Source organism: Gottfriedia acidiceleris, from assembly GCF_023115465.1.
In the GTDB taxonomy this organism is placed as follows: Bacteria; Bacillota; Bacilli; order Bacillales; family Bacillaceae_G; genus Gottfriedia; species Gottfriedia acidiceleris_B.
The window spans coordinates 4,116,504-4,137,062 of sequence record NZ_CP096034.1 but is presented as its reverse complement, the minus strand read 5'-3'; the positions used below and the strand labels follow the sequence as shown (position 1 = coordinate 4,137,062).

General features: G+C 33.6%; 22 protein-coding genes and 1 riboswitch. Of the genes, 16 read left to right on the top strand and 6 right to left on the bottom strand.

Features of this window, described 5'->3' with window-relative positions:
* The 3 genes from kynB (at position 1) to MY490_RS19640 (ending at position 2,353) form a co-directional block, all read left to right on the top strand.
* Positions 1-633 carry an arylformamidase gene (gene kynB / locus MY490_RS19650; RefSeq protein ID WP_432707022.1) on the top strand — a complete coding sequence of 211 codons (633 nt, stop codon included), beginning with the start codon at positions 1-3 and terminating at the stop codon, positions 631-633.
* A 13-nt stretch (positions 634-646) separates the two neighbouring features.
* On the top strand, positions 647-1,345 hold the full coding sequence (locus MY490_RS19645; RefSeq protein ID WP_248267159.1) for a tryptophan 2,3-dioxygenase family protein: 699 nt from the start codon (positions 647-649) through the stop codon (positions 1,343-1,345).
* 123 nt (positions 1,346-1,468) lie between these two features.
* Positions 1,469-2,353 (top strand): cation diffusion facilitator family transporter, encoded by an 885-nt coding sequence (locus MY490_RS19640; RefSeq protein ID WP_248267158.1) that lies wholly within the window; start codon positions 1,469-1,471, stop codon positions 2,351-2,353.
* A gap of 59 nt (positions 2,354-2,412) precedes the next feature.
* Here MY490_RS19640 and MY490_RS19635 read toward each other — a convergent pair whose 3' ends face one another.
* The 4 genes from MY490_RS19635 to MY490_RS19620 all read right to left on the bottom strand — a co-directional run bounded on the left by MY490_RS19635 (position 2,413) and on the right by MY490_RS19620 (position 6,045).
* A complete protein-coding gene (locus MY490_RS19635; protein ID WP_248269435.1) occupies positions 2,413-3,363 on the bottom strand; it encodes an ABC transporter permease in 951 nt (316 codons plus the stop codon).
* Between the two features lie 34 nt (positions 3,364-3,397).
* On the bottom strand, positions 3,398-4,315 hold the full coding sequence (locus MY490_RS19630; protein ID WP_248267157.1) for an ABC transporter ATP-binding protein: 918 nt from the start codon (positions 4,313-4,315) through the stop codon (positions 3,398-3,400).
* Positions 4,308-5,126, bottom strand: a complete 819-nt coding sequence (locus MY490_RS19625) for a GDSL-type esterase/lipase family protein (protein ID WP_248267156.1) — start codon at positions 5,124-5,126, stop codon at positions 4,308-4,310. Before MY490_RS19625 ends, MY490_RS19630 begins: the two co-directional genes overlap by 8 nt.
* 115 nt (positions 5,127-5,241) lie before the next feature.
* Positions 5,242-6,045 carry a formate/nitrite transporter family protein gene (locus MY490_RS19620; RefSeq protein WP_248267155.1) on the bottom strand — a complete coding sequence of 268 codons (804 nt, stop codon included), beginning with the start codon at positions 6,043-6,045 and terminating at the stop codon, positions 5,242-5,244.
* A gap of 261 nt (positions 6,046-6,306) precedes the next feature.
* Between MY490_RS19620 and MY490_RS19615 the strand changes: the two genes are divergently transcribed.
* Positions 6,307-6,570, top strand: a complete 264-nt coding sequence (locus MY490_RS19615) for a DUF2573 family protein (RefSeq protein ID WP_097976287.1) — start codon at positions 6,307-6,309, stop codon at positions 6,568-6,570.
* 188 nt (positions 6,571-6,758) lie between these two features.
* A complete protein-coding gene (locus MY490_RS19610; RefSeq protein ID WP_248267154.1) occupies positions 6,759-7,676 on the top strand; it encodes a proline dehydrogenase family protein in 918 nt (305 codons plus the stop codon).
* Positions 7,677-7,852: 176 nt separating this feature from the next.
* Here the strand turns inward: MY490_RS19610 and MY490_RS19605 are convergent, their stop codons facing one another.
* Complete coding sequence (locus MY490_RS19605; RefSeq protein WP_098232476.1) at positions 7,853-7,993, bottom strand: YuzL family protein; 141 nt, start codon at positions 7,991-7,993, stop codon at positions 7,853-7,855.
* Positions 7,994-8,242: 249 nt separating this feature from the next.
* Between MY490_RS19605 and MY490_RS19600 the strand changes: the two genes are divergently transcribed.
* The 11 genes from MY490_RS19600 to metQ all read left to right on the top strand — a co-directional run bounded on the left by MY490_RS19600 (position 8,243) and on the right by metQ (position 19,135).
* Complete coding sequence (locus MY490_RS19600; RefSeq protein ID WP_248269434.1) at positions 8,243-10,624, top strand: 3-hydroxyacyl-CoA dehydrogenase/enoyl-CoA hydratase family protein; 2,382 nt, start codon at positions 8,243-8,245, stop codon at positions 10,622-10,624.
* A gap of 21 nt (positions 10,625-10,645) precedes the next feature.
* Positions 10,646-11,821, top strand: a complete 1,176-nt coding sequence (locus MY490_RS19595) for an acetyl-CoA C-acetyltransferase (RefSeq protein WP_248267153.1) — start codon at positions 10,646-10,648, stop codon at positions 11,819-11,821.
* A gap of 87 nt (positions 11,822-11,908) precedes the next feature.
* The gene (locus MY490_RS19590; protein WP_248267152.1) at positions 11,909-13,693 is read left to right on the top strand and encodes an acyl-CoA dehydrogenase family protein; all 1,785 of its coding nucleotides are present in this window, start codon (positions 11,909-11,911) and stop codon (positions 13,691-13,693) included.
* 334 nt (positions 13,694-14,027) lie between these two features.
* Positions 14,028-14,384, top strand: a complete 357-nt coding sequence (locus tag MY490_RS19585) for an arsenate reductase family protein (RefSeq protein WP_248267151.1) — start codon at positions 14,028-14,030, stop codon at positions 14,382-14,384.
* Positions 14,385-14,430: 46 nt separating this feature from the next.
* Positions 14,431-14,814: a glycine cleavage system protein GcvH gene (gene gcvH, locus MY490_RS19580; protein ID WP_248267150.1), complete on the top strand. Its 384-nt coding sequence runs from the start codon at positions 14,431-14,433 to the stop codon at positions 14,812-14,814.
* 214 nt (positions 14,815-15,028) lie between these two features.
* Positions 15,029-15,379, top strand: a complete 351-nt coding sequence (locus tag MY490_RS19575) for a ribonuclease M5 (RefSeq protein ID WP_088014517.1) — start codon at positions 15,029-15,031, stop codon at positions 15,377-15,379.
* Positions 15,380-15,394: 15 nt separating this feature from the next.
* Positions 15,395-15,718, top strand: a complete 324-nt coding sequence (locus tag MY490_RS19570) for a thioredoxin family protein (protein WP_248267149.1) — start codon at positions 15,395-15,397, stop codon at positions 15,716-15,718.
* A 199-nt stretch (positions 15,719-15,917) separates the two neighbouring features.
* Positions 15,918-16,280, top strand: coding sequence for a hypothetical protein (locus MY490_RS19565; protein ID WP_248267148.1), 363 nt, complete (start codon positions 15,918-15,920; stop codon positions 16,278-16,280).
* Between the two features lie 77 nt (positions 16,281-16,357).
* Positions 16,358-16,468, top strand: a riboswitch (SAM riboswitch).
* A gap of 139 nt (positions 16,469-16,607) precedes the next feature.
* A complete protein-coding gene (locus MY490_RS19560; protein WP_248267147.1) occupies positions 16,608-17,621 on the top strand; it encodes a methionine ABC transporter ATP-binding protein in 1,014 nt (337 codons plus the stop codon).
* A 1-nt stretch (position 17,622) separates the two neighbouring features.
* Positions 17,623-18,291 (top strand): methionine ABC transporter permease, encoded by a 669-nt coding sequence (locus MY490_RS19555; RefSeq protein ID WP_248267146.1) that lies wholly within the window; start codon positions 17,623-17,625, stop codon positions 18,289-18,291.
* A 22-nt stretch (positions 18,292-18,313) separates the two neighbouring features.
* A complete protein-coding gene (metQ, locus tag MY490_RS19550; RefSeq protein ID WP_248267145.1) occupies positions 18,314-19,135 on the top strand; it encodes a MetQ/NlpA family ABC transporter substrate-binding protein in 822 nt (273 codons plus the stop codon).
* Between the two features lie 379 nt (positions 19,136-19,514).
* Here the strand turns inward: metQ and MY490_RS19545 are convergent, their stop codons facing one another.
* Positions 19,515-20,486: a 2-hydroxyacid dehydrogenase family protein gene (locus tag MY490_RS19545; RefSeq protein WP_248267144.1), complete on the bottom strand. Its 972-nt coding sequence runs from the start codon at positions 20,484-20,486 to the stop codon at positions 19,515-19,517.
* Positions 20,487-20,559: the final 73 nt, after the last annotated feature.

Below are 20,559 nucleotides of genomic sequence, written 5' to 3'. Positions count from 1 at the left end.
TTGTATGAAATGACATTAATTGATATATCAAGAAGACTTCAAGATGGTATGCCTGTATGGCCAGGTGATACGAATTTTTCATTCCAATTGAGTTGGACAAAAGAGGAAAGTGGCTCTGTTAATGTTGGGAAGTTAACTTTAAGTACCCATACAGGAACGCATATTGATGCGCCATTTCATTTTGATGAAAATGGTAAGAGAGTCATCGATTTAGATCCTAATCTATATGTAGGGATTGCAAAAGTAATCGAGTTGATTGAAGTAGATCGTATTAAAAAGTCGGATTTAGAAGCTTTTCAATTCGATGGTGTAGAACGTTTGCTAATTAAAACAAATTCATGGAAAAATGATAGCGTTTTCCCAGAGAGAATTCCACATATTGAAAAGGATGCAGCAGAGTTTTTACATGAAAAAGGCGTTAAATTAGTTGGAGTAGATGTACCTTCAGTTGACCCACTTGATAGTAAGGAACTAGAAGCACATCATGCCCTTCATCATGCTGGTATTCATATTCTCGAATCGATTGATTTAAGAAATGTAACTCCAGGTGAGTATGAGCTTATTGCATTACCGCTACCATTAACAGATGCAGATGGTAGTCCTGTACGAGCAGTTTTACGTAAATTAATTTAGGGGGAAAAGGGAAATGACACAAGAGCAAAAAAAACTGACAGATTACGAGAAGTATATTCGAACAGAAGAATTATTAAGTTTACAAAAACCTGACGAAGAATTATTTTGTCCAGATGAATTAACGTTTCAAACGGTTCACCAAATTGCTGAGTTACATTTTAAACTAATCATCCAATCTATTCATTTTGCAGATAAACATATGCGTGCAAAAGAGGTTACGAAAGCAACACATCACTTACAACGCATTAATAATCACCTAATACATTTACCAGCAGTTTTTGATATGGTAAAACTAGTAAGTCCAAGTGACTATCATATTATTCGTTTAGCTTTAGGAAGAGGTAGCGGTCAAGATTCTCCGGGATTTAATGAAATTTTAAAATTAGGTCCAACACTTTGGCAGCCATTTAAAGATTTATTAGATGAAAATTTACTTACACCTGTTCAATTACATCAAGATGCAGCTAAAAACTTTGAGTTATTCCAATTAATGCAAGAATTAACTTGCTTCGATGAAAGATTCCAATCATTCCGCAGACAGCATATTCAACTTGTTCGTCGCATGATTGGTATGAATACAAAGAGCTTAAAAGGAGTACCAGCAGAAGCTTTAGAACGTGCTGTACGATTTGAATTTTATCCTGAATTATGGCAAACGGTTTGTGACTTAACAGATTTAACTGGATCAAGCTATAATCCAAAGCCACTTTAATTAAAAAGGTTGATAGGGAAATACAGATTCGATTATTCGGATCTGTTTTTTTTACTTAAAATGGAAAAATTGCATTATGGGTATGATAAGCCCATATGATTTTTATCAGAGCGGGGTGAGTTCATGGAGAAAAATCTTCAAAAGCAATTAGATTTTGCTGCTTTTTTAAGTGTTATTTCCTACTTAGTTCTTGCGAGTGTAAAAGTACTTGTTAGTTTTTATACAAATTCTAGTGCTCTTTTAGCTGATGGACTTAACAATGTGACTGATATTGGTGCAACTTTGGCTGTGTTTATCGGAATAAGAATCGCAAGAAAACCGAGAGATTTAGACCATCCGTATGGACATTCAAGAGCAGAGCAAATCGCTACTTTAATTGCGTCTTTTATTATGATGTCGGTTGGATTACAGGTTATTATTGAAAATATTCGATCACTTTTCGTTGGAGATTATGAGACACCGAATAGACTAGCAGCTGTAGTGGCATTTGCTTCTGGAATTTTTATGTTTGGCATTTATTTTTATAATAATAAAGTTGCTAAGAGAACAAAGAGTAAGGGGCTTGAGGCTTCAGCAAAAGATAATTTTTCCGATGCATTAGTTAGCTTTGGAACGACGATTGGTGTTCTAGGTGCTTCAATCGGTTTTCCTATTATCGATCCAATCGCGGCCATTTTAGTAGGTGCGATTATTTGTAAAACAGCATGGGAGATTTTTTATGATGCAACCCTTCTATTAACGGATGGATTCGATCCAGAAGAAATGAATCTCTTTACTGAAACGATTGACAAAGTACCAGGCGTACATAAAGTTGTGGATTTAAGAGCAAGAATGTACGGGAATACAACAATCGCAGATGTAGTCATTGAAGTAGACGGCGGAATAGATGTAAGTAAAAGTCACGGCATCACAGACCAAATTGAAAAAATCTTACGTGAACAACATGGAATTCAATATACACACATTCATGTTGAGCCATTAAGATCAGGGAGAGCAGGAAAGGATTAAAGTCGATAAAACAGGAAAGGGGATTGAAAAGAATGTAAACTTTTTCAATCCCCGCCTATTTAATTCATATCTTGCTTAATAAATACGATAAAAGAGATTAGTAATGCTGATATTCCCCATATTGATAAATTCATAAGAGAGAAGTGCATGTTTAATCCCTCAATGGAAGGGAGTTGACCGGCTAAGTAGTCAGTTAAGCCAAGATTTACACTAAAGAAGTATTTTGCTCCTGACCATGATGTAGCTAGTCCGCTTAGAACGCTTCCTGTTATTAAAGCGGCTAGCATAATGCCCATTGCAGCGGGTGTAGTTCGAACTAATACGGATACCATAAATGAAAGAGTTCCAATTATTATACAAACAAACCATGCAAGTCCAAAGGCCATTATGATGTATTGCCATTGGGGAATTAGTTGAACCGAATCAGTTAGTAGCTGATTATTTTTAATGCCAAATCCTGTTAACACAGGTACGGTCCAGCCTTTAAAGCTGAAAACAAATCCTGAAACGACATATGCCAATACGCCGTATAAAACGAGAAGAAAAGAGATTAATAAACAAATGGATATGTATTTACTAAGTAAGACCTTCCATCTTTTGATGGGACGGGTTAGTAGTATTTTTATCGTACCATCGCTTCGCTCACCAGATATAATATCGATTGTGATGACCATGACCAATAAAGGTAGAAGTAGCCAACCAATACTTTGTTCAATTAATTTTCGTATAAATGTAGGTGCACCAGGTGTTGTAGGATTTATGTCGTTATCCAAATAATATTGCTCTTGATCAATTTGAACTTTTAACCAACTTTTCCATTCTTCAGGTATTCCTGATGAATTTAATCTATTTTGCTGGTCGACTATTTTTTGTTGAAGTGCTACTTTCCAATTATCAGTACCAAGTCTTTTAATTGTTTCTTCAGTTTGCTGCAGTTGAGCATAAACAAAAATAGGGATTAACACTGCTAAAATGAAAAATATAACAAGTATCCTTTTTTTCCTTACCATCTTTTCAATTTCGTTAAAGACGAGTCTGATTAGTTCAGCCACGAACTTCGCCTCCAGTCATTTCCATGAATAAATCTTCCAATGTTTCAGACATTGTTTTAACGCCATTCACTTGCACATCTTCTGCTACGAATTGTTGAATGACCTCATTTATTTTGAGAGGAGACATTCGGCATAGTATAAGCTCATCCTTTACCAAGACATCTTGTATGGTAGAATCATTTTCTAATAAATCGATCGCTTTTTGTATTGGAGAAACTCGCCATTCAACTCTTTCAGCAGCTTCCTTTACTAATTCTTTTACTGTTGAAACTCTAACCATTTTCCCTTTATTTATAATTCCTACGCGATCACAAATCAATTCGATTTCACTTAATAAATGACTTGAAATAAAAACACTTATATTTTGCTCTTTAACTAGCATATGAATAAATTCACGCAATTCACGAATACCTGCTGGGTCTAATCCATTAGTAGGTTCATCTAAAATTAGAAGTTTAGGGCCTCCAAGTAATGCTTGAGCAATCCCTAATCTTTGCTTCATTCCGAGTGAATACGTCTTTACTTTTTCATGAATTCGATCGGTTAATTTTACTAGATTTACTACTTCACTTATTTTTTTATCATCTTTCATTCCTAACATTCTCGCAAATTGATTTAGATTTTCCCATCCAGTTAAATAACCGTATAATTCTGGATTCTCTACAATACATCCAATTTGTCGCATCGCTTCTTTGAAATGAGTTTTAACCGGATAACCAGCGATTTCAATTGTTCCTTTTGTTGGTTTGATTAATCCAACTAACATTCGAATAGTTGTTGTTTTACCAGCTCCATTTGGACCTAGAAAGCCAAATACTTCACCTTCATAAACTTCAAATGAAACTTTATCGACTAGTACTTTTCCTTTAATACTCTTTGTAACACCTTCTAATTTAAGAACTTTATTCATTTGATTCACCTCGAAGCTGACTTCCTATTTTACTAGTTAAGCGATTGGCCATTTCAATATAACCGTCATTGTTCGGATGAAAATGGTCAGTGTATAAATATTTCTTTTCTTCGTTAAAAAATAAATCGAATGTTGGAATGACGTATGCATTATTTGTTTGAAGTACCGATAATTCAAGTAGATTGTTCCATCTAGAAACAAAGCTTGACGATGCATCCAAACCTTGAACATTATGAAATGGATTATAATAACCAAACGCATAAATAGATGCTCTAGTATTTTTTTGACGTATTAGTTTAAAAATTGATTGTAGATTATTTTTAAACGTTTTTTCATCTGGTCGATATGTCTTTAAAAATTGTTCGTTTAATTGATTAGCGCCAGGAAATAAATCATTACTTCCAATGGAAAGAACAATTATGTCCGCAGTGCCGATCGTTTCTTGTATATTTTTTTTCTTTAAATCGTTAAGTAAATTTGATGTTTTTGCGCCACTAACAGCTAAATTAGTGATCGTTGTTGGTTGTTTATACTCTTTTTGTAGAATGGTTTTTAATCTTCCTACATAACCTGTTCCCTCATCATCACCGACACCACGCGTAAGTGAGTCTCCTAATGCAACAATCTTCAGTTTATTGTTTTTGTGAACACTGTCATTTTGATTATTTTTCTGTGCATTATGATTCACGATTAGTTTGCTTTTTTGAGGATTTAAAACTGAATAAGCCCCTTTCACGAAGCCATATGATAATAAAAGAAAACAAAGTAATGAGATGAACATGATCAAACGAACAAAATGATTGTATTTCAAATTTTACACCACCAAATAAGGAAAAATTTTCATTATAAAATCATTATTACCATAATAAAATTAGATTTGCACGAAAAAACCTGTCCTCAAAAAAAAGAAGACAGGTAGATTCGTTTTATGAAGCACGTTTTAATTCTTTTACTTCTAATTTTTGTTCATTATTCAAGAAGTAATATGCCATTCCGACACCAACTGAACCACCAATAATATTTCCGAGTGTAACTGGAATTAAATTATGCAATACATCACTAAATGAAAAGGCTACTTCATGTGGCATAATATAAGATAATGTAAAGACAGCAATATTTGCGATACTGTGTTCATAACCAGAGAAGAAGAAAGCAAAGACTAATAAAAAGATCAGCAACATTTTTGCTAAATCATCTTTAAATCTAGTTGGTAAAAAACAAGCAAGACAGACAAGCCAATTACATAAAATACCTTTAAAAAACAAGTGAGAAAATGATGCGTGAATTTTATGGTCAACTACACCTGTTAAAAAATGATCGGCAGGAAAATCTTTTGCCAAACCTGTTAAAAAATAAATAAACGCAAAAATAAATGCGCCAATAATATTACCTGAGTAACATGCAATCCAGTTTTTTACTAAATCTAATTTTGTAGTTTTTTTAGCTAAAGTTGAAAACGTAAAATACATCGTATTACTAGTAAATAATTCTCCACCACCATAAATAATCATAATTAATGCTGTAGAGAAAACAAGTGGATAAGCTACAGATGAAAATGGTGAATTTTGCAATCTAAATAATTCAGCTAATTTTAAACAGACAATGAGAATAAAGCTTATATAAATAGAAGCCAAGGCAGCACGAGTTAAATATTTAATTAAGCTTTGGTCTAATATTTTCTTTTTTTTAAGAGCTAAATCAATACAATATTGGATACTATCTCGTTCCAAATGGTTTCACTCCTTATTCGGTATTAATCACATACATAGTATACAAATAAAAAATGACGATAAGTTTGTGAAATTGTGAACAAATTATGAAATTGAACAGGTTAGATACTATTTATTATTTTTACTTTACATTTTTAAATAATCACCTTAAAACTGGTTGAAGATATAATATAATTTCATAGTAAACAGGTTTAGATAAAAAAAGGAAAGATTCAAATTTGATTTTGAAAACTAATTAATAATATGGAGAGGTGATTTCGTTTGGAAAATGAATTTGAAGCAAAATTTGATGCGTTACTAAAAAAATATACGGAATTGTTATTAGGAGATTGGTCAGAGGAAAAACAAGCAAAAGTGGAAAAGTGGGTTATGTATACATACATATCAAAATCAATGCCCGCATTAGTAAAACATTGGAATGATACATATCCTCAAGCTAAAGATGAAGTTGTTAATTTAATTAAAGAGATTAAAACGTTAAATGACCAGCATAGAGAAGCTATGGCTAACAAAAATAAGCAATAATATTTATCCATAATTTTCAAAGATGACGATACATATAAATTATGATAATATAATATTAAGTAAGGGCATACATTTTTAAAAAAACAAAATTCGACAAATTATTAAATAATTGTTTTAACAAATTTCAATAGATGATACATTAGTAATATATATAGAGAAAAGTAAAGTTTAATTTTGGGGGTAGAGTAATGGAACAAGTTATGAAGAATGCTTTTTTATTTATGTCTAAAAATAAGTTTTTGACTAAAATGGCTAAAAAATATGGCCTAAGATTTGGTGCAGGACGTTTTGTTGCAGGCGAAACAATCGATTTAGCTACAAAAGTTATTAAGGACTTAAATAAAAAGAATTTAAAAGTAACAATTGATTATCTTGGAGAATTCGTTGACACCGTTGAAGAGGCAAATGAAATGGCTGATCACTGTATCGAAGCAATTGAAGCGATTGGCAAAGAAAAATTAAATTCACAATGTTCTCTAAAAATGACTTCGATGGGTCTTGATATTTCTGACGAGTTAGTTTTATCAAACATGCGTCGTATTTTAGAGGCAGCTAAAAAGAATGGTGTTTTCGTTACAATTGATATGGAAGATTTCACTCGTTGTGAAAAAACAATTCGTATCTTTAAGCAGTTAAAATCTGAGTACGATAATATCGGAACAGTTATCCAAGCTTATTTATACAGAACTGAAAACGATATTACAGATTTAAACAGCTTAAAACCAAATTTACGTTTAGTAAAAGGTGCTTATAAAGAGCCTGCTGAAGTAGCATTCCCAGAGAAAAAAGATGTGGATGAAAACTTCAAAAAAATCATTAAAATGCACTTATTAAACGGTAACTTTACAGCAATCGCTTCACATGATGAGGCAATGATTGAGTATACAAAACAATTAGTAAAAGAACATAATATTCCAAATGATCAATTTGAGTTCCAAATGTTATACGGAATTCGTACAGAGCGTCAATTAGAGCTTGTTAAAGAAGGCTATAATATGCGAGTTTATGTTCCTTATGGTACTGACTGGTACGGATACTTCATGCGTCGTCTTGCAGAACGTCCTGCAAACGTTGCTTTCGTATTAAAAGGTATGTTCAGTAAATAATTTTAAAATTAAAGGCTAACTAAAAAGGATTGAGTGAGGATCCTTTTTAGTCAGCCTTTTTCTCTTTATACAGGATTTTTTTTGTGATAAGTAGTTAGTAGTAAAACAACATTATTCATATCATTGCTATAGTCAGCAAGGTCCTAGTTTTGCTATCAAATACGAGTGAAAAAGGCTTACTGACCCATGTTTTTTTTGCCGTACTGCTGATTGTTACTTTGTCTACCTTTTTCTTCTCTTTGATCTCCATGACTTGCATTACCTTGAACACTTGCTGCACTAACTCCACCCTTTGATGGATTTCTTTCACGTTTCATATCTTATCACCTCCATTTCTTAGACTAACCTATTTAAATAAACTTATTAGTAAAAAATGGAGTGTAATAAAAAAAGCAGAGGAAGGAAATTAGATCATAAATAAAATTTTATTAATTTGAACTTTTTGTTTATTGCGAAAAATGAGAATTTATCATATAGTGGAAGAAGAGGGCTCATTGATAATGGATTGGTTTATCCAGAAAGTGAATGAGTATTCATTCAAGATATGAGGAGGAGAAATGCATATGATCCAAAAAATTAAAAAAGCCGCTGTACTCGGCTCTGGTGTGATGGGATCTGGAATCGCTGCACACTTGGCAAACATAGGTATTCCAACATTACTACTTGATATTGTCCCAAGAGAACTAACTGAGGAAGATGCTGCAAAAGGTCTTTCTACTGACTCCAAAGAATTTCGTAATCGATTCAGTCAAACGGCTATTCAGAAATTATTGAAACAAAAGCCAGCTCCTCTTGCATCTAAGAAAAACTTAACGTTAATTCAAGCAGGTAACTTTGAAGATGACATGAGTCGTTTAAACGAAGTTGACTGGATTATTGAAGTAGTTGTTGAAAATTTAGCAATTAAAAAACAAGTATTAGCTAGTGTTGATGCATACCGCAAACCAGGCTCAATCGTGAGCTCAAATACATCTGGTATTTCAATTGAAGCAATGTCTGAAGACTGTTCAGATGACTTCAAGAAACATTTCTTAGGCACTCACTTTTTTAACCCACCACGTTACTTAAAATTATTAGAAGTTATTCCTACTAAACATACATCTGAAGAAGTACTTACATTTATGAAAAGTTTTGGTGAAGACGTTTTAGGTAAAGGCGTTGTATTAGCAAAAGATACTCCAAACTTTATTGGAAACCGTATCGGAACATACGGATTACTTGTAACTGTACAAGAAATGCTAAAAGGCGGATACAGTGTTGGAGAAGTCGATTCAATTACTGGTCCAATGATTGGGCGCCCTTCTAGTGCTACATTCCGTACATTGGACGTAGTTGGATTAGATACATTTATCCATGTTGCAAACAATGTGTATGAGCTAGTAGAAGGCGAAGAGAAAGAAGTATTTAAAGTTCCAGAATTTATGAAGGAAATGGCTAATCGTAATTGGCTTGGAAGTAAGTCTGGGCAAGGATTTTTCTTAAAGCAAGGTAAAGAAATCTTAGAATTAGATCCAAGCACATTTGAATATGGAGAAAGAAAAAGCTTAAAAACAGCTTCAACTGAAGGCATCAAACAAGTTAAAGGTTTAGCGAATAAGTTGAAAGCGCTTGTATATGCTGATGATCGGGCAGGTAATTTCTTATGGAGCATTATTAGCCCGGTATTAGTCTATTCAGCTGAATTGTCTGGTGAAATTTCTGATAACATCGTCGGAATTGACCAAGCAATGAAGTGGGGATTTGGCTGGGATTTAGGACCATTTGAAATTTGGGATGCAATTGGTGTATCTAAATCAGTCGTACGAATGGAAAGCGAAGGATTAACTGTACCGAATTGGGTTAAGAATATGATCGATAGTGGTAATGAAACATTTTATAAGCAAGACAATGGAGTTACTAGCTTCTATCATAATGGCGAATATGAAGAGCTAGTAAGAAATGATAAAGAAGTTAAATTAAGTGTTTTAAAAGAACAAGGTCGAATTATTAAACAAAATTCAGGTGCAAGTTTAATTGATCTTGGAGATGGAGTTGCATGTTTAGAATTCCATACAAAGAGCAATGCAATTGGTATGGATATTACACAAATGATTAACTTCGCAGTTGATGAGGTTTCAAAAAATTATAAAGGCTTAGTTATTGGTAACCAAGCTAAAAACTTCTGCGTTGGTGCTAATTTAGCAATGATTTTAATGGAAGCGCAAGATGACAACTATTTTGAAATTGAAATGGTTGTTAAAGGGTTCCAACAAGCAATGATGAAAATTAAGTACTCAGATAAGCCGGTGGTTGTAGCTCCTTACGGTATGACACTAGGTGGCGGTACTGAAATTTGTTTACCAGCTGCTAGCGTAGTTGCTTCTTCTGAAACTTATATGGGCTTAGTTGAAGTTGGAGTAGGCTTAATCCCAGGCGGGGGCGGTAGTAAAGAGCTTTATATTAAGCAATTAAAGCAGTTCCCGGAAGGTGTTGAGTTTGACCTCCAAGGTCTTGCAAATCGTGTATTTGAGACAGTTGCAATGGCAAAAGTTTCGACTTCTGCTCAAGAAGCATTTGAAAATGGATTCTTAAATCATGATGATCGCAAAGTATTTAATGCAGACCACTTAATTTATGAAGCAAAACAACGAGTACTTGAGTTGTATGAAGCAGGTTATAGTGCTCCAATTCGTGAAAAAGTACCAGTAGTTGGTGAGTCAGGTTATGCAACTTTATTAGCTGGTGCAAACTCAATGTACTATTCTGGCTATATTAGCGAACATGATTTAACAATTGCTAAGAAATTAGCATATGTCATCGCTGGTGGAAAAGTACCATTCGGAACGTTAGTAGACGAAGAGTATTTATTAAACATTGAACGTGAAGCATTTTTAAGTTTAATTTCTGAAATGAAATCTCAAGCACGCATGCAACACATGCTTGTAAAAGGAAAACCGTTACGTAATTAATCTAAAGATGGAGGGAAGAACATGAGAGAAGCTGTTATTGTAGCGGGTGCGAGAACACCTGTAGGTAAAGCGAAAAAAGGTTCACTAGCAACAGTTCGTCCAGATGATTTAGGGGCATTAGTTGTAAAAGAAACATTAAAGCGTGCGGGAAATTACGATGGTCCAATCGATGATATTATTTTTGGCTGCTCATCGCCGGAAGCTGAGCAAGGATTCAACATGGCGCGTAATATTGGAGCACTAGCTGGATTACCGCATTCAGTTCCAGGAATTACAGTGAACCGTTATTGTTCTTCAGGTCTACAAAGTATTGCTTATGCAAGTGAACGAATTATGTTAGGTCATTCTGAAGCTATTATTGCTGGTGGAGCAGAATCGATGAGTTTACTTCCAATGGGAGGGCATGTTGCTCGTTTAAATAGTAGATTAGTAGAAAATGCACCAGAGTATTATATGGGCATGGGGCATACTGCTGAACAAGTTGCCAATCGTTATGGTATTTCAAGAGAAGATCAAGATGCATTTGCGGTACGTAGTCATCAGCGCGCAGCAGCTGCTATTAAAGAAGGACGTTTTGTAGACGAAATCGTTCCAGTTGATGTAACGCTACGTTCAGTTAACGCAAACAATAAATTAGAAGAAAAGAATTTTACCTTCTCTCAAGATGAAGGTGTTCGTGAAGGTACGTCTTCTGATGTATTAGCTAAATTAAGACCTGCATTTAATGTGAGAGGTTCAGTAACGGCTGGGAACTCTTCGCAAACAAGTGACGGGGCCGCAGCAGTATTAGTAATGGATCGTGAAAAAGCAGAAGCTGAAGGACTAAGTCCATTATTAAAATTCCGTTCTTTTGCAGTAGCTGGTGTAGCTCCTGAAGTTATGGGAATTGGTCCTGTTGAAGCAATTCCAAAAGCTCTTAAACTAGCAGGATTAAGCTTATCTGATATAGGGATATTTGAATTAAATGAAGCATTTGCTTCTCAATCAATTCAAATTATTCGTCACTTAGGCCTTGATGAAGACCGTGTAAATGTAAACGGTGGGGCGATTGCATTAGGGCATCCACTTGGTTGTACTGGTACTAAACTAACTTTATCTCTATTACATGAGATGAAGCGTCGTGGAGAACAGTTCGGTATTGTAACAATGTGCGTAGGCGGTGGAATGGGCGCAGCTGGAGTATTTGAATTAGTTTAATAGATGTTCGAAAGATAGATTGTTAGAATTATGTCTTTGTTATAGAAAATGTTCAAACTAGTAAATAGAAAATAGGAGGAATTTTCGATGGAAAAAACAATCGGTAACTTACTTAAAGGCGGAAGCTTTTTAACAACAGAAGTGACTTTTGATAAAGTTTTTACACCAGAGGATTTTACAGATGAACATAAATTAATTGCAAAAACAACTGAAGATTTTGTAGTTAATGAAGTTTTACCAGAATTAGAATATTTAGAGCAACACGAATTTGACCGCACTGTTAGATTATTAAAACAAGCTGGAGAGCTTGGATTATTAGCTGCAGATGTGCCAGAAGAATATGGTGGAATCGCACTAGATAAAATTAGCTCAGCATTAATTACTGAAAAAATTTCACGTGGTGGTGGATTCTCACTTTCTCAAGGAGCACACGTAGGGATCGGTACACTTCCAATTGTTTTATTTGGAAATCATGATCAAAAGCAACGTTATTTACCTGGTTTAGCATCAGGTGAAAAATTTGCGGCTTATGCATTAACTGAGCCAGGTTCTGGATCAGATGCTTTAGGAGCAAAAACTGTTGCTAAATTAAATGCTGAAGGAACTCACTACATTTTAAATGGTGAAAAACAATGGATTACAAACTCTGCGTTTGCTGATGTATTTGTTGTATATGCAAAAATTGATGGAGAGCATTTCACAGCATTTATCGTTGAGAGAGATTATGAAGGTGTTTCGACTGGTCCAGAAGAGAAGAAAATGGGGATAAAATCATCTTCAACTCGTACATTGATTTTAGAGGATGTAAAAGTTCCTGTAGAAAACCTTTTAGGGGATATTGGAAAAGGTCACGTTATTGCGTTTAACATTTTAAATATTGGTCGTTATAAATTAGCAGTAGGTACAGTTGGTGGATCAAAACGTGCTTTAGAATTATCTGCAACGTATGCTAACCAACGGCAACAATTTAAAACACCAATTGCTAAATTTAGTTTAATTCAAGAAAAATTGGCAAGTATGGCTACAAAAATTTATGCAAGTGAAAGTTCAGCATATCGTACTGTAGGACTTTTTGAAGATCGCTTTAGTCAATTAACTGAAGAGCAAGCAAAAGATCCAAAAGCAGTAGCAGCTGCTGTAGCAGAGTATGCGATTGAATGTTCATTAAATAAATTCTTCTGTTCAGAAGTATTAGACTATGTAGCTGACGAAGGAGTACAAATCCACGGTGGATATGGCTTCATGGCTGAATATGAAATTGAGCGTATTTACCGTGATTCTCGTATTAACCGAATTTTTGAAGGAACAAACGAAATTAATCGTTTAATTGTACCAAGCACTTACCTTCGAAAAGCAATGAGCGGAGAACTTCCATTACTTCAACAAGCGCAACAAATTCAAGAAGAGCTAATGATGTTAATGCCTGAAGAAGTGGGAGACGCTCCATTAGAGCAAGAAAAATATTTAGTTCGTAATGCGAAAAAAATCGCAATCATGATTGCTGGATTAGCAGTTCAAAAATTTGGTAAAGGATTAAGTACTGAACAAGAAATTCTAGTAAATATTGCAGATATCGTAAGTAATATTTATGCAATGGAATCAACAGTTTTACGTACTGAAAAAGCGATCAATAAAGTAGGTTTAGACAAATCAAACCAAAAATTACTTTATACTCAAGTATTCTGCCAGGAAGCATTCAATGAGATTGAAGCTCATGCGAAAGAAACACTTGTTGCTGTTGAGTCAGGTGACACTTTAAGAATGATGACTTCAGCTCTTCGTAAATTTACACGTCATACGCCAATTAATGTAATTGCGAAGAAGCGTGAAATTGCAGCTAATGTTTTAGCTGAAGATCGTTATACTGTTTAATCTTACAAAAAACTGCCAATTTTATGATTGGCAGTTTTTATCTTAATTTCATAAGTTTTAAAAGGATAATTTTCCCATGACTTGTGCCATACTAGTATAAGTTGAATTATATTTGAGTGATTAGTCGAAAAGTTTTAGGGAATTACTTTAGAATATTTAAATTAACCAAATATTTTAGTGGGAAATACAGAAAAACACGAACATTCTACTAGTTTAGTGTAATTAATATTGCTATAATGTTGTTGTGCGACAATTTATTACAGAATTTTCGAACGGAACTATTTTAACTCGTATATCCCCTGTGATAAAATAGACTTTGGGAGGAGTTGCTAAAATGAGTATCATTTTTTATACATATCCAAAATGTGGAACTTGTCGAAAAGCTGCTTCGTGGCTAAAAGAACATAATATTCCAGTTGAAGCAATTGATATTACATTAAATCCACCTTCAAAGGAGTTACTTGCTGATATTTATAAAGCAAGCGGAATTTCAATAAATAAATTGTTTAATACAAGTGGTGTTAAATATCGCGAGCTTGGATTGAAGGATGTTATTCCAACGAAATCAGAGGACGAGCTACTAGAACTACTAAGTTCGGATGGTAAATTAATTAAAAGACCTCTACTTTTTAATGGAGATCAAGCGACAGTTGGTTTTAATGAAGAAGTTTTTGAAAAAGTTTGGTTATAAAATAACTATATAATTTAAGGTAATTAATCAGAGGAGGATTTTCACAATGTCAATTCCAAATGAACTACGTTATTCAGAAGAACATGAGTGGGTAAAAGTTGAAGGTAATAAATACTATATCGGTATTACTCATTTCGCTCAATCAGAGCTTGGAGATATCGTATTTGTTGAGCTACCAGAAGTAGGCGATGAACTAACTATAAATGAGCCATTTGGTAGCGTTGAGTCTGTAAAAACAGTATCTGAACTATATGCTCCAATCAGTGGTAAAGTAATTGAAGTAAACTCTGATCTAGATGAAAATCCTGAATTCGTAAACGAATCTCCTTACGAAAAAGCATGGATGGTAGTTGTTGAAGCTACAAATGCTTCTGAACTTGAGGAGTTAATGACTGCTGGTCAATACGAAGAAATGATCAATCAAGATTAATTATCTAAAAAAGCGTCCTTTTTGGGCGCTTTTTTATTTTATGTGTATAATAAAAGTAATAAAGCTTAACTTATTTACATAAAACATAATTTAAAGGGACATTTTCATTTAGGGAAAAAAAGGAAACAACAAAAGGAAAATCGAATATACTATATACAAAAGATTTTTAGTCAAAAGTTTTTGAGTCCTATACATTAGGTGATGCCCAGTGAATATTGAAGATCAAAGAAAAGTTATCATTGTCGAAGGTACTACTGATAAAAGAAAAATACAGACGATTATAAAGGAGCCTGTAGATATTATCTGTACGAATGGTACAGTTGGTACTTCAAAGCTAGATGAGCTTGCTGAAATGTTAGATCTAAGAGAAATCTATGTGTTAGTAGATGCAGATGAGGCTGGTGAAAAGCTTAGAAGACTCTTGAAAAGAGAATTTCCACAGGCAGAGCATCTGTACATTGATAGAAGTTATCGTGAAGTGGCAACAGCTCCGAGTCAACATTTAGCTAGTGTATTATTAGGGGCAGATATTTTAGTATTTACAGATTATTTACGTACAAATTAAAGAGGAATAAAGATTATGCAGCAATGGACAAAGAATGAAATAATGCAAAGAATTCAATCAAAAGAGACGACAGTTATTTATATTTATACCGCAATGTGTGGTACATGCCAAGTCGCTTCTAAAATGCTAGAAATTGTAAATGAGATTCTGCCAAATTTACCTCTAAGTAAGGTGAATATTAATGAAATAGTGGAAGAAGCTCAAAGCTGGAAGGTTGAAAGTGTACCTTGTTTACTTATTTTTGAAAATGGGGAAATGAAACAAAAAATTTACGCTTTCCAGTCTGTACCATATTTACATGAATTGTTAAAAAAATATAATTTATATATTAAACGATGAGTGCATACTATTTGCACTCTTTTTATTTGGCTTAAAATATTTCCAGATATTAGACATATTTCTCGGGAAATGAGTTGAATGCTGTAGAAATAAAATTAAAATATAGATTATTATCAAGGTAAATGTCGAGCGAATTATAAAGAATACACCTCTTATCTATGAGAAAATAAGATTAAAGAATCCGGAAGAGGTGTTTATTATGGAAATCAAGGAGTGGATTGGACAAGCTAGAAACTTATTTATAAAAAAAGAATATTTGCAAATTATTTTGCCAATCGAAGAAAGGATTGTAGAATTTAACTGTCTAAATGAAAAAGTGTATATAAAGTTAAGTAAAAAGGCTCCTTTTATCGAGATAATTGATCGTTCGATTCCGCAACTTAGAGTTAATTTTTCAAAAGATGGATGGGAATATCTAAATTCAGGTTCGCAAAGGTTAGGACTCTTAATAAAACTAAGTGATGCTTCTTTTGAAGGGAACTATCGATTATTACTACTAATGGAAACAATTTTTCAATATACGAGTGTTAATAACGAAAAAAAACTTTTAGAAAATTGTTGACAACTAGTGTCTAACTTTGTAGAATTGGACTTACGTTAAAGAAATTGCGTTAAACAACTTAATAGATCGTAAGTTAACTCTTATCGAGAGAGGTGGAGGGACTGTGCCCTGTGAAACCCAGCAACCGTCAATGATTGTCATTGAAATGGTGCTAATTCCTGCAAAGCATATGCTTTGAGAGATGAGAGAAAGGAATACTTTTTGTATGTTAAACCTTTCTGCTCATGTGAGTTGAAAGGTTTTTTTGTTTTATGCGACTAAAAAAGTACTTACTTACAAAAAATTGAAAGATAAGTTGTTAGAATGTTTTGAAAGGAGATCAAGTGTATGATTCAAATAAATAATGTAAGTAAAACATACAAAGGTAAAAAGGGCACAGTTACCGCAGTACAAAATGTTTCGTTAACGATCGAAGCGGGTGAAATTTTTGGCATGATCGGATATAGCGGCGCAGGGAAAAGTACGCTATTACGAATGCTAAATGGACTTGAGTCACCTACATCGGGTGAAGTGATTATTAATGGTCAATCGATTTCTAAATGCTCATCAAGTCAGTTAAGAAAAGCAAGACAGAAAATAGGGATGATTTTTCAACATTTTAATTTATTGTGGTCGAGAACAGTATTAGAAAATATACTTTTCCCACTTGAAATTGCTAAAGTTTCAAGAAAGGAAAGCATTAATCGTGCAAAAGAATTAATTAAACTTGTAGGTCTTGAAGGAAGAGAAAATGCTTATCCTTCTGAACTTAGTGGAGGTCAAAAGCAACGTGTCGGAATTGCAAGAGCACTTGCTAATAACCCAGATGTTCTTTTATGCGATGAAGCAACTTCTGCATTAGATCCTGAAACAACAGATTCAATATTAGCTTTACTGACAAATATTAATAAGCAGCTTGGTATTACAATTATCCTAATTACTCATGAAATGCATGTAATTCAAAAGATATGCCAACGAGTAGCTGTAATGGAAAACGGAAATGTAGTAGAAGAGGGCCATGTTGTTGATGTATTTACTCGTCCTAAACAAGCAATTACAAAGAAATTTGTGACGCAAATCAAAGGCAATGATGAAGAATTAGACAGTGAAGTAATTTCTGAAGGTGATGGGAAGGATAATACTTATAAGCTAACCTTTAAAAATGGTCAAGCAGATCAACCTCATATTTCTGAGGTTGTTAAGCACTTTGATATAGAAATTAACATTTTGCAAGGAAAAATTGTTCAAACTGCTGAAGGCTCTTATGGGACAATGAAGATTCAACTTGTTGGAGACATAAATAACATCAAAGAGGCAATTGCTTACTTAGAATCAAAACAAGTTGAAGTGGAGGTAGCATAAGATGACACAACTTTTTCCGAATGTTGATTGGGATGCAATGCTTTTAGCTACTCATGAAACATTATTCATGACAGTAATCGCTGCTCTTGCAACGTTCATTTTTGGACTAATAATAGGTTTATTCTTATTTTTAACTAGTAAAGATCAGCTTCTTGAAAATAAATTTTTTAATACAATCCTAGCAGCGTTTGTAAATATTTTTCGTTCAATACCGTTTATCATTTTAATTATTTTATTAATTCCATTTACGATCTTTATACTTGGCTCTATGCTTGGAGCAAAAGCAGCATTACCTGCATTAATTATTGGTGCTGCACCATTCTATGCAAGGATGGTCGAAATCGGATTACGTGAAATTGATAAAGGTGTTATCGAAGCTGCAAGAGCAATGGGAGCTAGCACATTTACAATCATCGTAAAAGTATTAATTCCAGAAGCATTACCAGCAATTATTTCAGGTTTAACTGTTACTACAATTGCAATTGTTGGTTATACAGCAATGGCTGGTGTAGTAGGTGGTGGTGGACTTGGTAACTTAGCATTTATGGAAGGATACCAACGCTCTAATAACCAAGTAACGCTTGTTGCGACAGTAATTATTTTATTAATCGTATTCATTCTTCAATTTATTGGTGATTTAGTAACAACAAAAATAGATAAAAGAGCTTAATCATATAAGGGAGGAACTGACAATGAATTTCAAAAAAATCGTAGGAATTTTAGGAGCAGGTGTTTTAGCATTATCTTTAGCAGCATGTAATAAAGGTGGAGAAGATAAAAATAAAGAATTAGTGGTTGGTGCATCAAATGTACCTCACGCAGTTATTTTAGAACAAGCTAAACCTATCCTTAAAAAAGAAGGAATTAACTTAAAAATTGTTAAATTCCAAGATTATGTATTACCAAATAAAGCACTAGCTTCGAAAGAATTAGATGCAAACTATTTCCAACACATTCCATATTTAGAATCTCAAATGAAAGAAAATGGTTATAAATTTGAAAACGCTGGTGGGATCCACATCGAGCCAATCGGAGTCTACTCTAAAAAATATAAGAGCTTAGATGATCTACCAGATGGAGCTAAAATTATCATGAGTAGCTCAGTAGCTGATCATGGTCGTATGTTAAGCTTGTTACAACAAGAAGGTTTAATTAAACTTAAAGCTGGAATTGATCCAACTACAGCTCAAATTAAAGACATTGCTGAGAATCCAAAACACTTAAAATTCCAAGCTGATGTAGACGCTGGAATGCTTCCAAAAGTTTATCAAAACAATGAAGGCGATGCAGTGTTAATTAACACAAACTACGCGATTGATGCTGGATTAAACCCAATGAAGGATGCTATTGCATTAGAAGGTAAAGAATCTCCATATGTAAACATTATCGCTGTTCGTAAAGGTGACAAAGATAAAAAAGAAATCAAAGAGCTTGTAAAAGTATTACACTCTAAAGAAATTCAAGATTTCATCATTAAAAAATATAAAGGTGCTGTAGTACCTGTAAGTCAATAATAAGAAAAGAGAGGGTATCCCAACTGTAACTTTTGATGGGAACCCTCTTTTTTATTTGAAAAACTAGTAATTGCAAATTAATCGTAAATAAAGTTTGGGAATTTGCAATTTAATCCAATGTAAAATAGAAAATTACCTATAAATAGTAAAGGTATTACGACCTTAAAATTGTACAAATTATAGAGACTTTTAAGTGGAAGTTTACCAAATAAGTTCAGTTCTTTCTAAATCGAATCTGCTAATTATAAATTAAAAGATCGATTACAAATCAACAATTGAACGAAAATATCTCCCGTACCAAAGTACGCGTAAATCAATAATAAAAAAAGGGTTGCACATAAGCCGGTCAAGCTAACTTATGAAACAGCCCTTTTTATTTTTAATTCTTCACAAGGATTTGATTTACAGGTGAGATTGGTAGCCGTTTAGCCATAACCTCAATAATATTTTTAGCTGCTATTTCAGACATAGCATCACGAGTTTCATATGTTGCATTACCGATATGAGGTGTTAATACAACATTTGTAAGTGATTTTAGTTCTTCTGTTATTTTTGGTTCGAATTCAAATACATCTAGAGCTGCACCCGCAATAGCACCATCCTTTAATGCGTCTACTAATTCCTGTTCGTTCGCTAAAGGACCTCTAGCTGCATTGATAAAAAACGCAGTATCTTTCATCTTGTAAAACTCTTCTTTTCCAAATAAATGGTGTAGCTCATGTTTGTAAGGGCAATGAAGGGTAATATAGTCAGAAGTCTGTAATAATTCATCCATTGATACGTATGTGGCATTTAATTCTTGTTCAAGTTCATTACTTAATCTTCTTGGCTGATGATAAATAATATTCATATTAAACGCCTTAGCTCGTTTAGCTACTGCTTGTCCGATATTTCCAAAACCAAAAATACCTAAAGTTTTTCCTGATACTTCTGTTCCTCTAAAGAATAATGGAGCCCATCCTTCAAAACCTTTTGTACGGCAAAGTTCGTCTCCTTCGACTATTCTTCTCGAAACAGCTAAGAGAATTCCTAATGTTAGCTCAGCAGTTGCGTCTGTAGAAACAAGTGGAGTATTTGTTACATGGATCCCCTTACTAGTTGCATAATCTACATCGATATTATTAAATCCTGCTCCGTAATTAGCAATAATTTTTACATTTTTAGCTGCATCAATTACTCTTTTTGTGATTGGTGTGGATAGTAAACTTAAAATTGCATCTACCCCATCAACAAGTTCACACATTTCATCTTCTGTAATTAATTGCTCATTTTCATAAACAATAACATGATGATCTTTCAATAATTGCTCAGCCTTTTCTGGGATTTTTCCAGCTACCAAGATATGTGCCAAATTAGAAACCTTCTTTCAACAGTTAAATAATTGATTGTTTTACGTTTTTATTATAAATGAAGTTTTAATTTTT

Excerpts from the sequence above, each read along its gene's own strand:
- MY490_RS19610 (WP_248267154.1), top strand. The coding sequence starts at position 6,759 with ATGGAACAAGTTATGAAGAATGCTTTTTTATTTATGTCTAAAAATAAG.
- gcvH (WP_248267150.1), top strand. The coding sequence starts at position 14,431 with ATGTCAATTCCAAATGAACTACGTTATTCAGAAGAACATGAGTGGGTA.
- MY490_RS19645 (WP_248267159.1), top strand. The coding sequence starts at position 647 with ATGACACAAGAGCAAAAAAAACTGACAGATTACGAGAAGTATATTCGA.
- MY490_RS19565 (WP_248267148.1), top strand. The coding sequence starts at position 15,918 with ATGGAAATCAAGGAGTGGATTGGACAAGCTAGAAACTTATTTATAAAA.
- MY490_RS19590 (WP_248267152.1), top strand. The coding sequence starts at position 11,909 with ATGGAAAAAACAATCGGTAACTTACTTAAAGGCGGAAGCTTTTTAACA.
- MY490_RS19635 (WP_248269435.1), bottom strand. The coding sequence starts at position 3,363 with ATGGTAAGGAAAAAAAGGATACTTGTTATATTTTTCATTTTAGCAGTG.
- metQ (WP_248267145.1), top strand. The coding sequence starts at position 18,314 with ATGAATTTCAAAAAAATCGTAGGAATTTTAGGAGCAGGTGTTTTAGCA.
- MY490_RS19595 (WP_248267153.1), top strand. The coding sequence starts at position 10,646 with ATGAGAGAAGCTGTTATTGTAGCGGGTGCGAGAACACCTGTAGGTAAA.
- MY490_RS19570 (WP_248267149.1), top strand. The coding sequence starts at position 15,395 with ATGCAGCAATGGACAAAGAATGAAATAATGCAAAGAATTCAATCAAAA.
- MY490_RS19605 (WP_098232476.1), bottom strand. The coding sequence starts at position 7,993 with ATGAAACGTGAAAGAAATCCATCAAAGGGTGGAGTTAGTGCAGCAAGT.
- MY490_RS19630 (WP_248267157.1), bottom strand. The coding sequence starts at position 4,315 with ATGAATAAAGTTCTTAAATTAGAAGGTGTTACAAAGAGTATTAAAGGA.
- MY490_RS19585 (WP_248267151.1), top strand. The coding sequence starts at position 14,028 with ATGAGTATCATTTTTTATACATATCCAAAATGTGGAACTTGTCGAAAA.
- MY490_RS19555 (WP_248267146.1), top strand. The coding sequence starts at position 17,623 with ATGACACAACTTTTTCCGAATGTTGATTGGGATGCAATGCTTTTAGCT.
- MY490_RS19560 (WP_248267147.1), top strand. The coding sequence starts at position 16,608 with ATGATTCAAATAAATAATGTAAGTAAAACATACAAAGGTAAAAAGGGC.
- MY490_RS19640 (WP_248267158.1), top strand. The coding sequence starts at position 1,469 with ATGGAGAAAAATCTTCAAAAGCAATTAGATTTTGCTGCTTTTTTAAGT.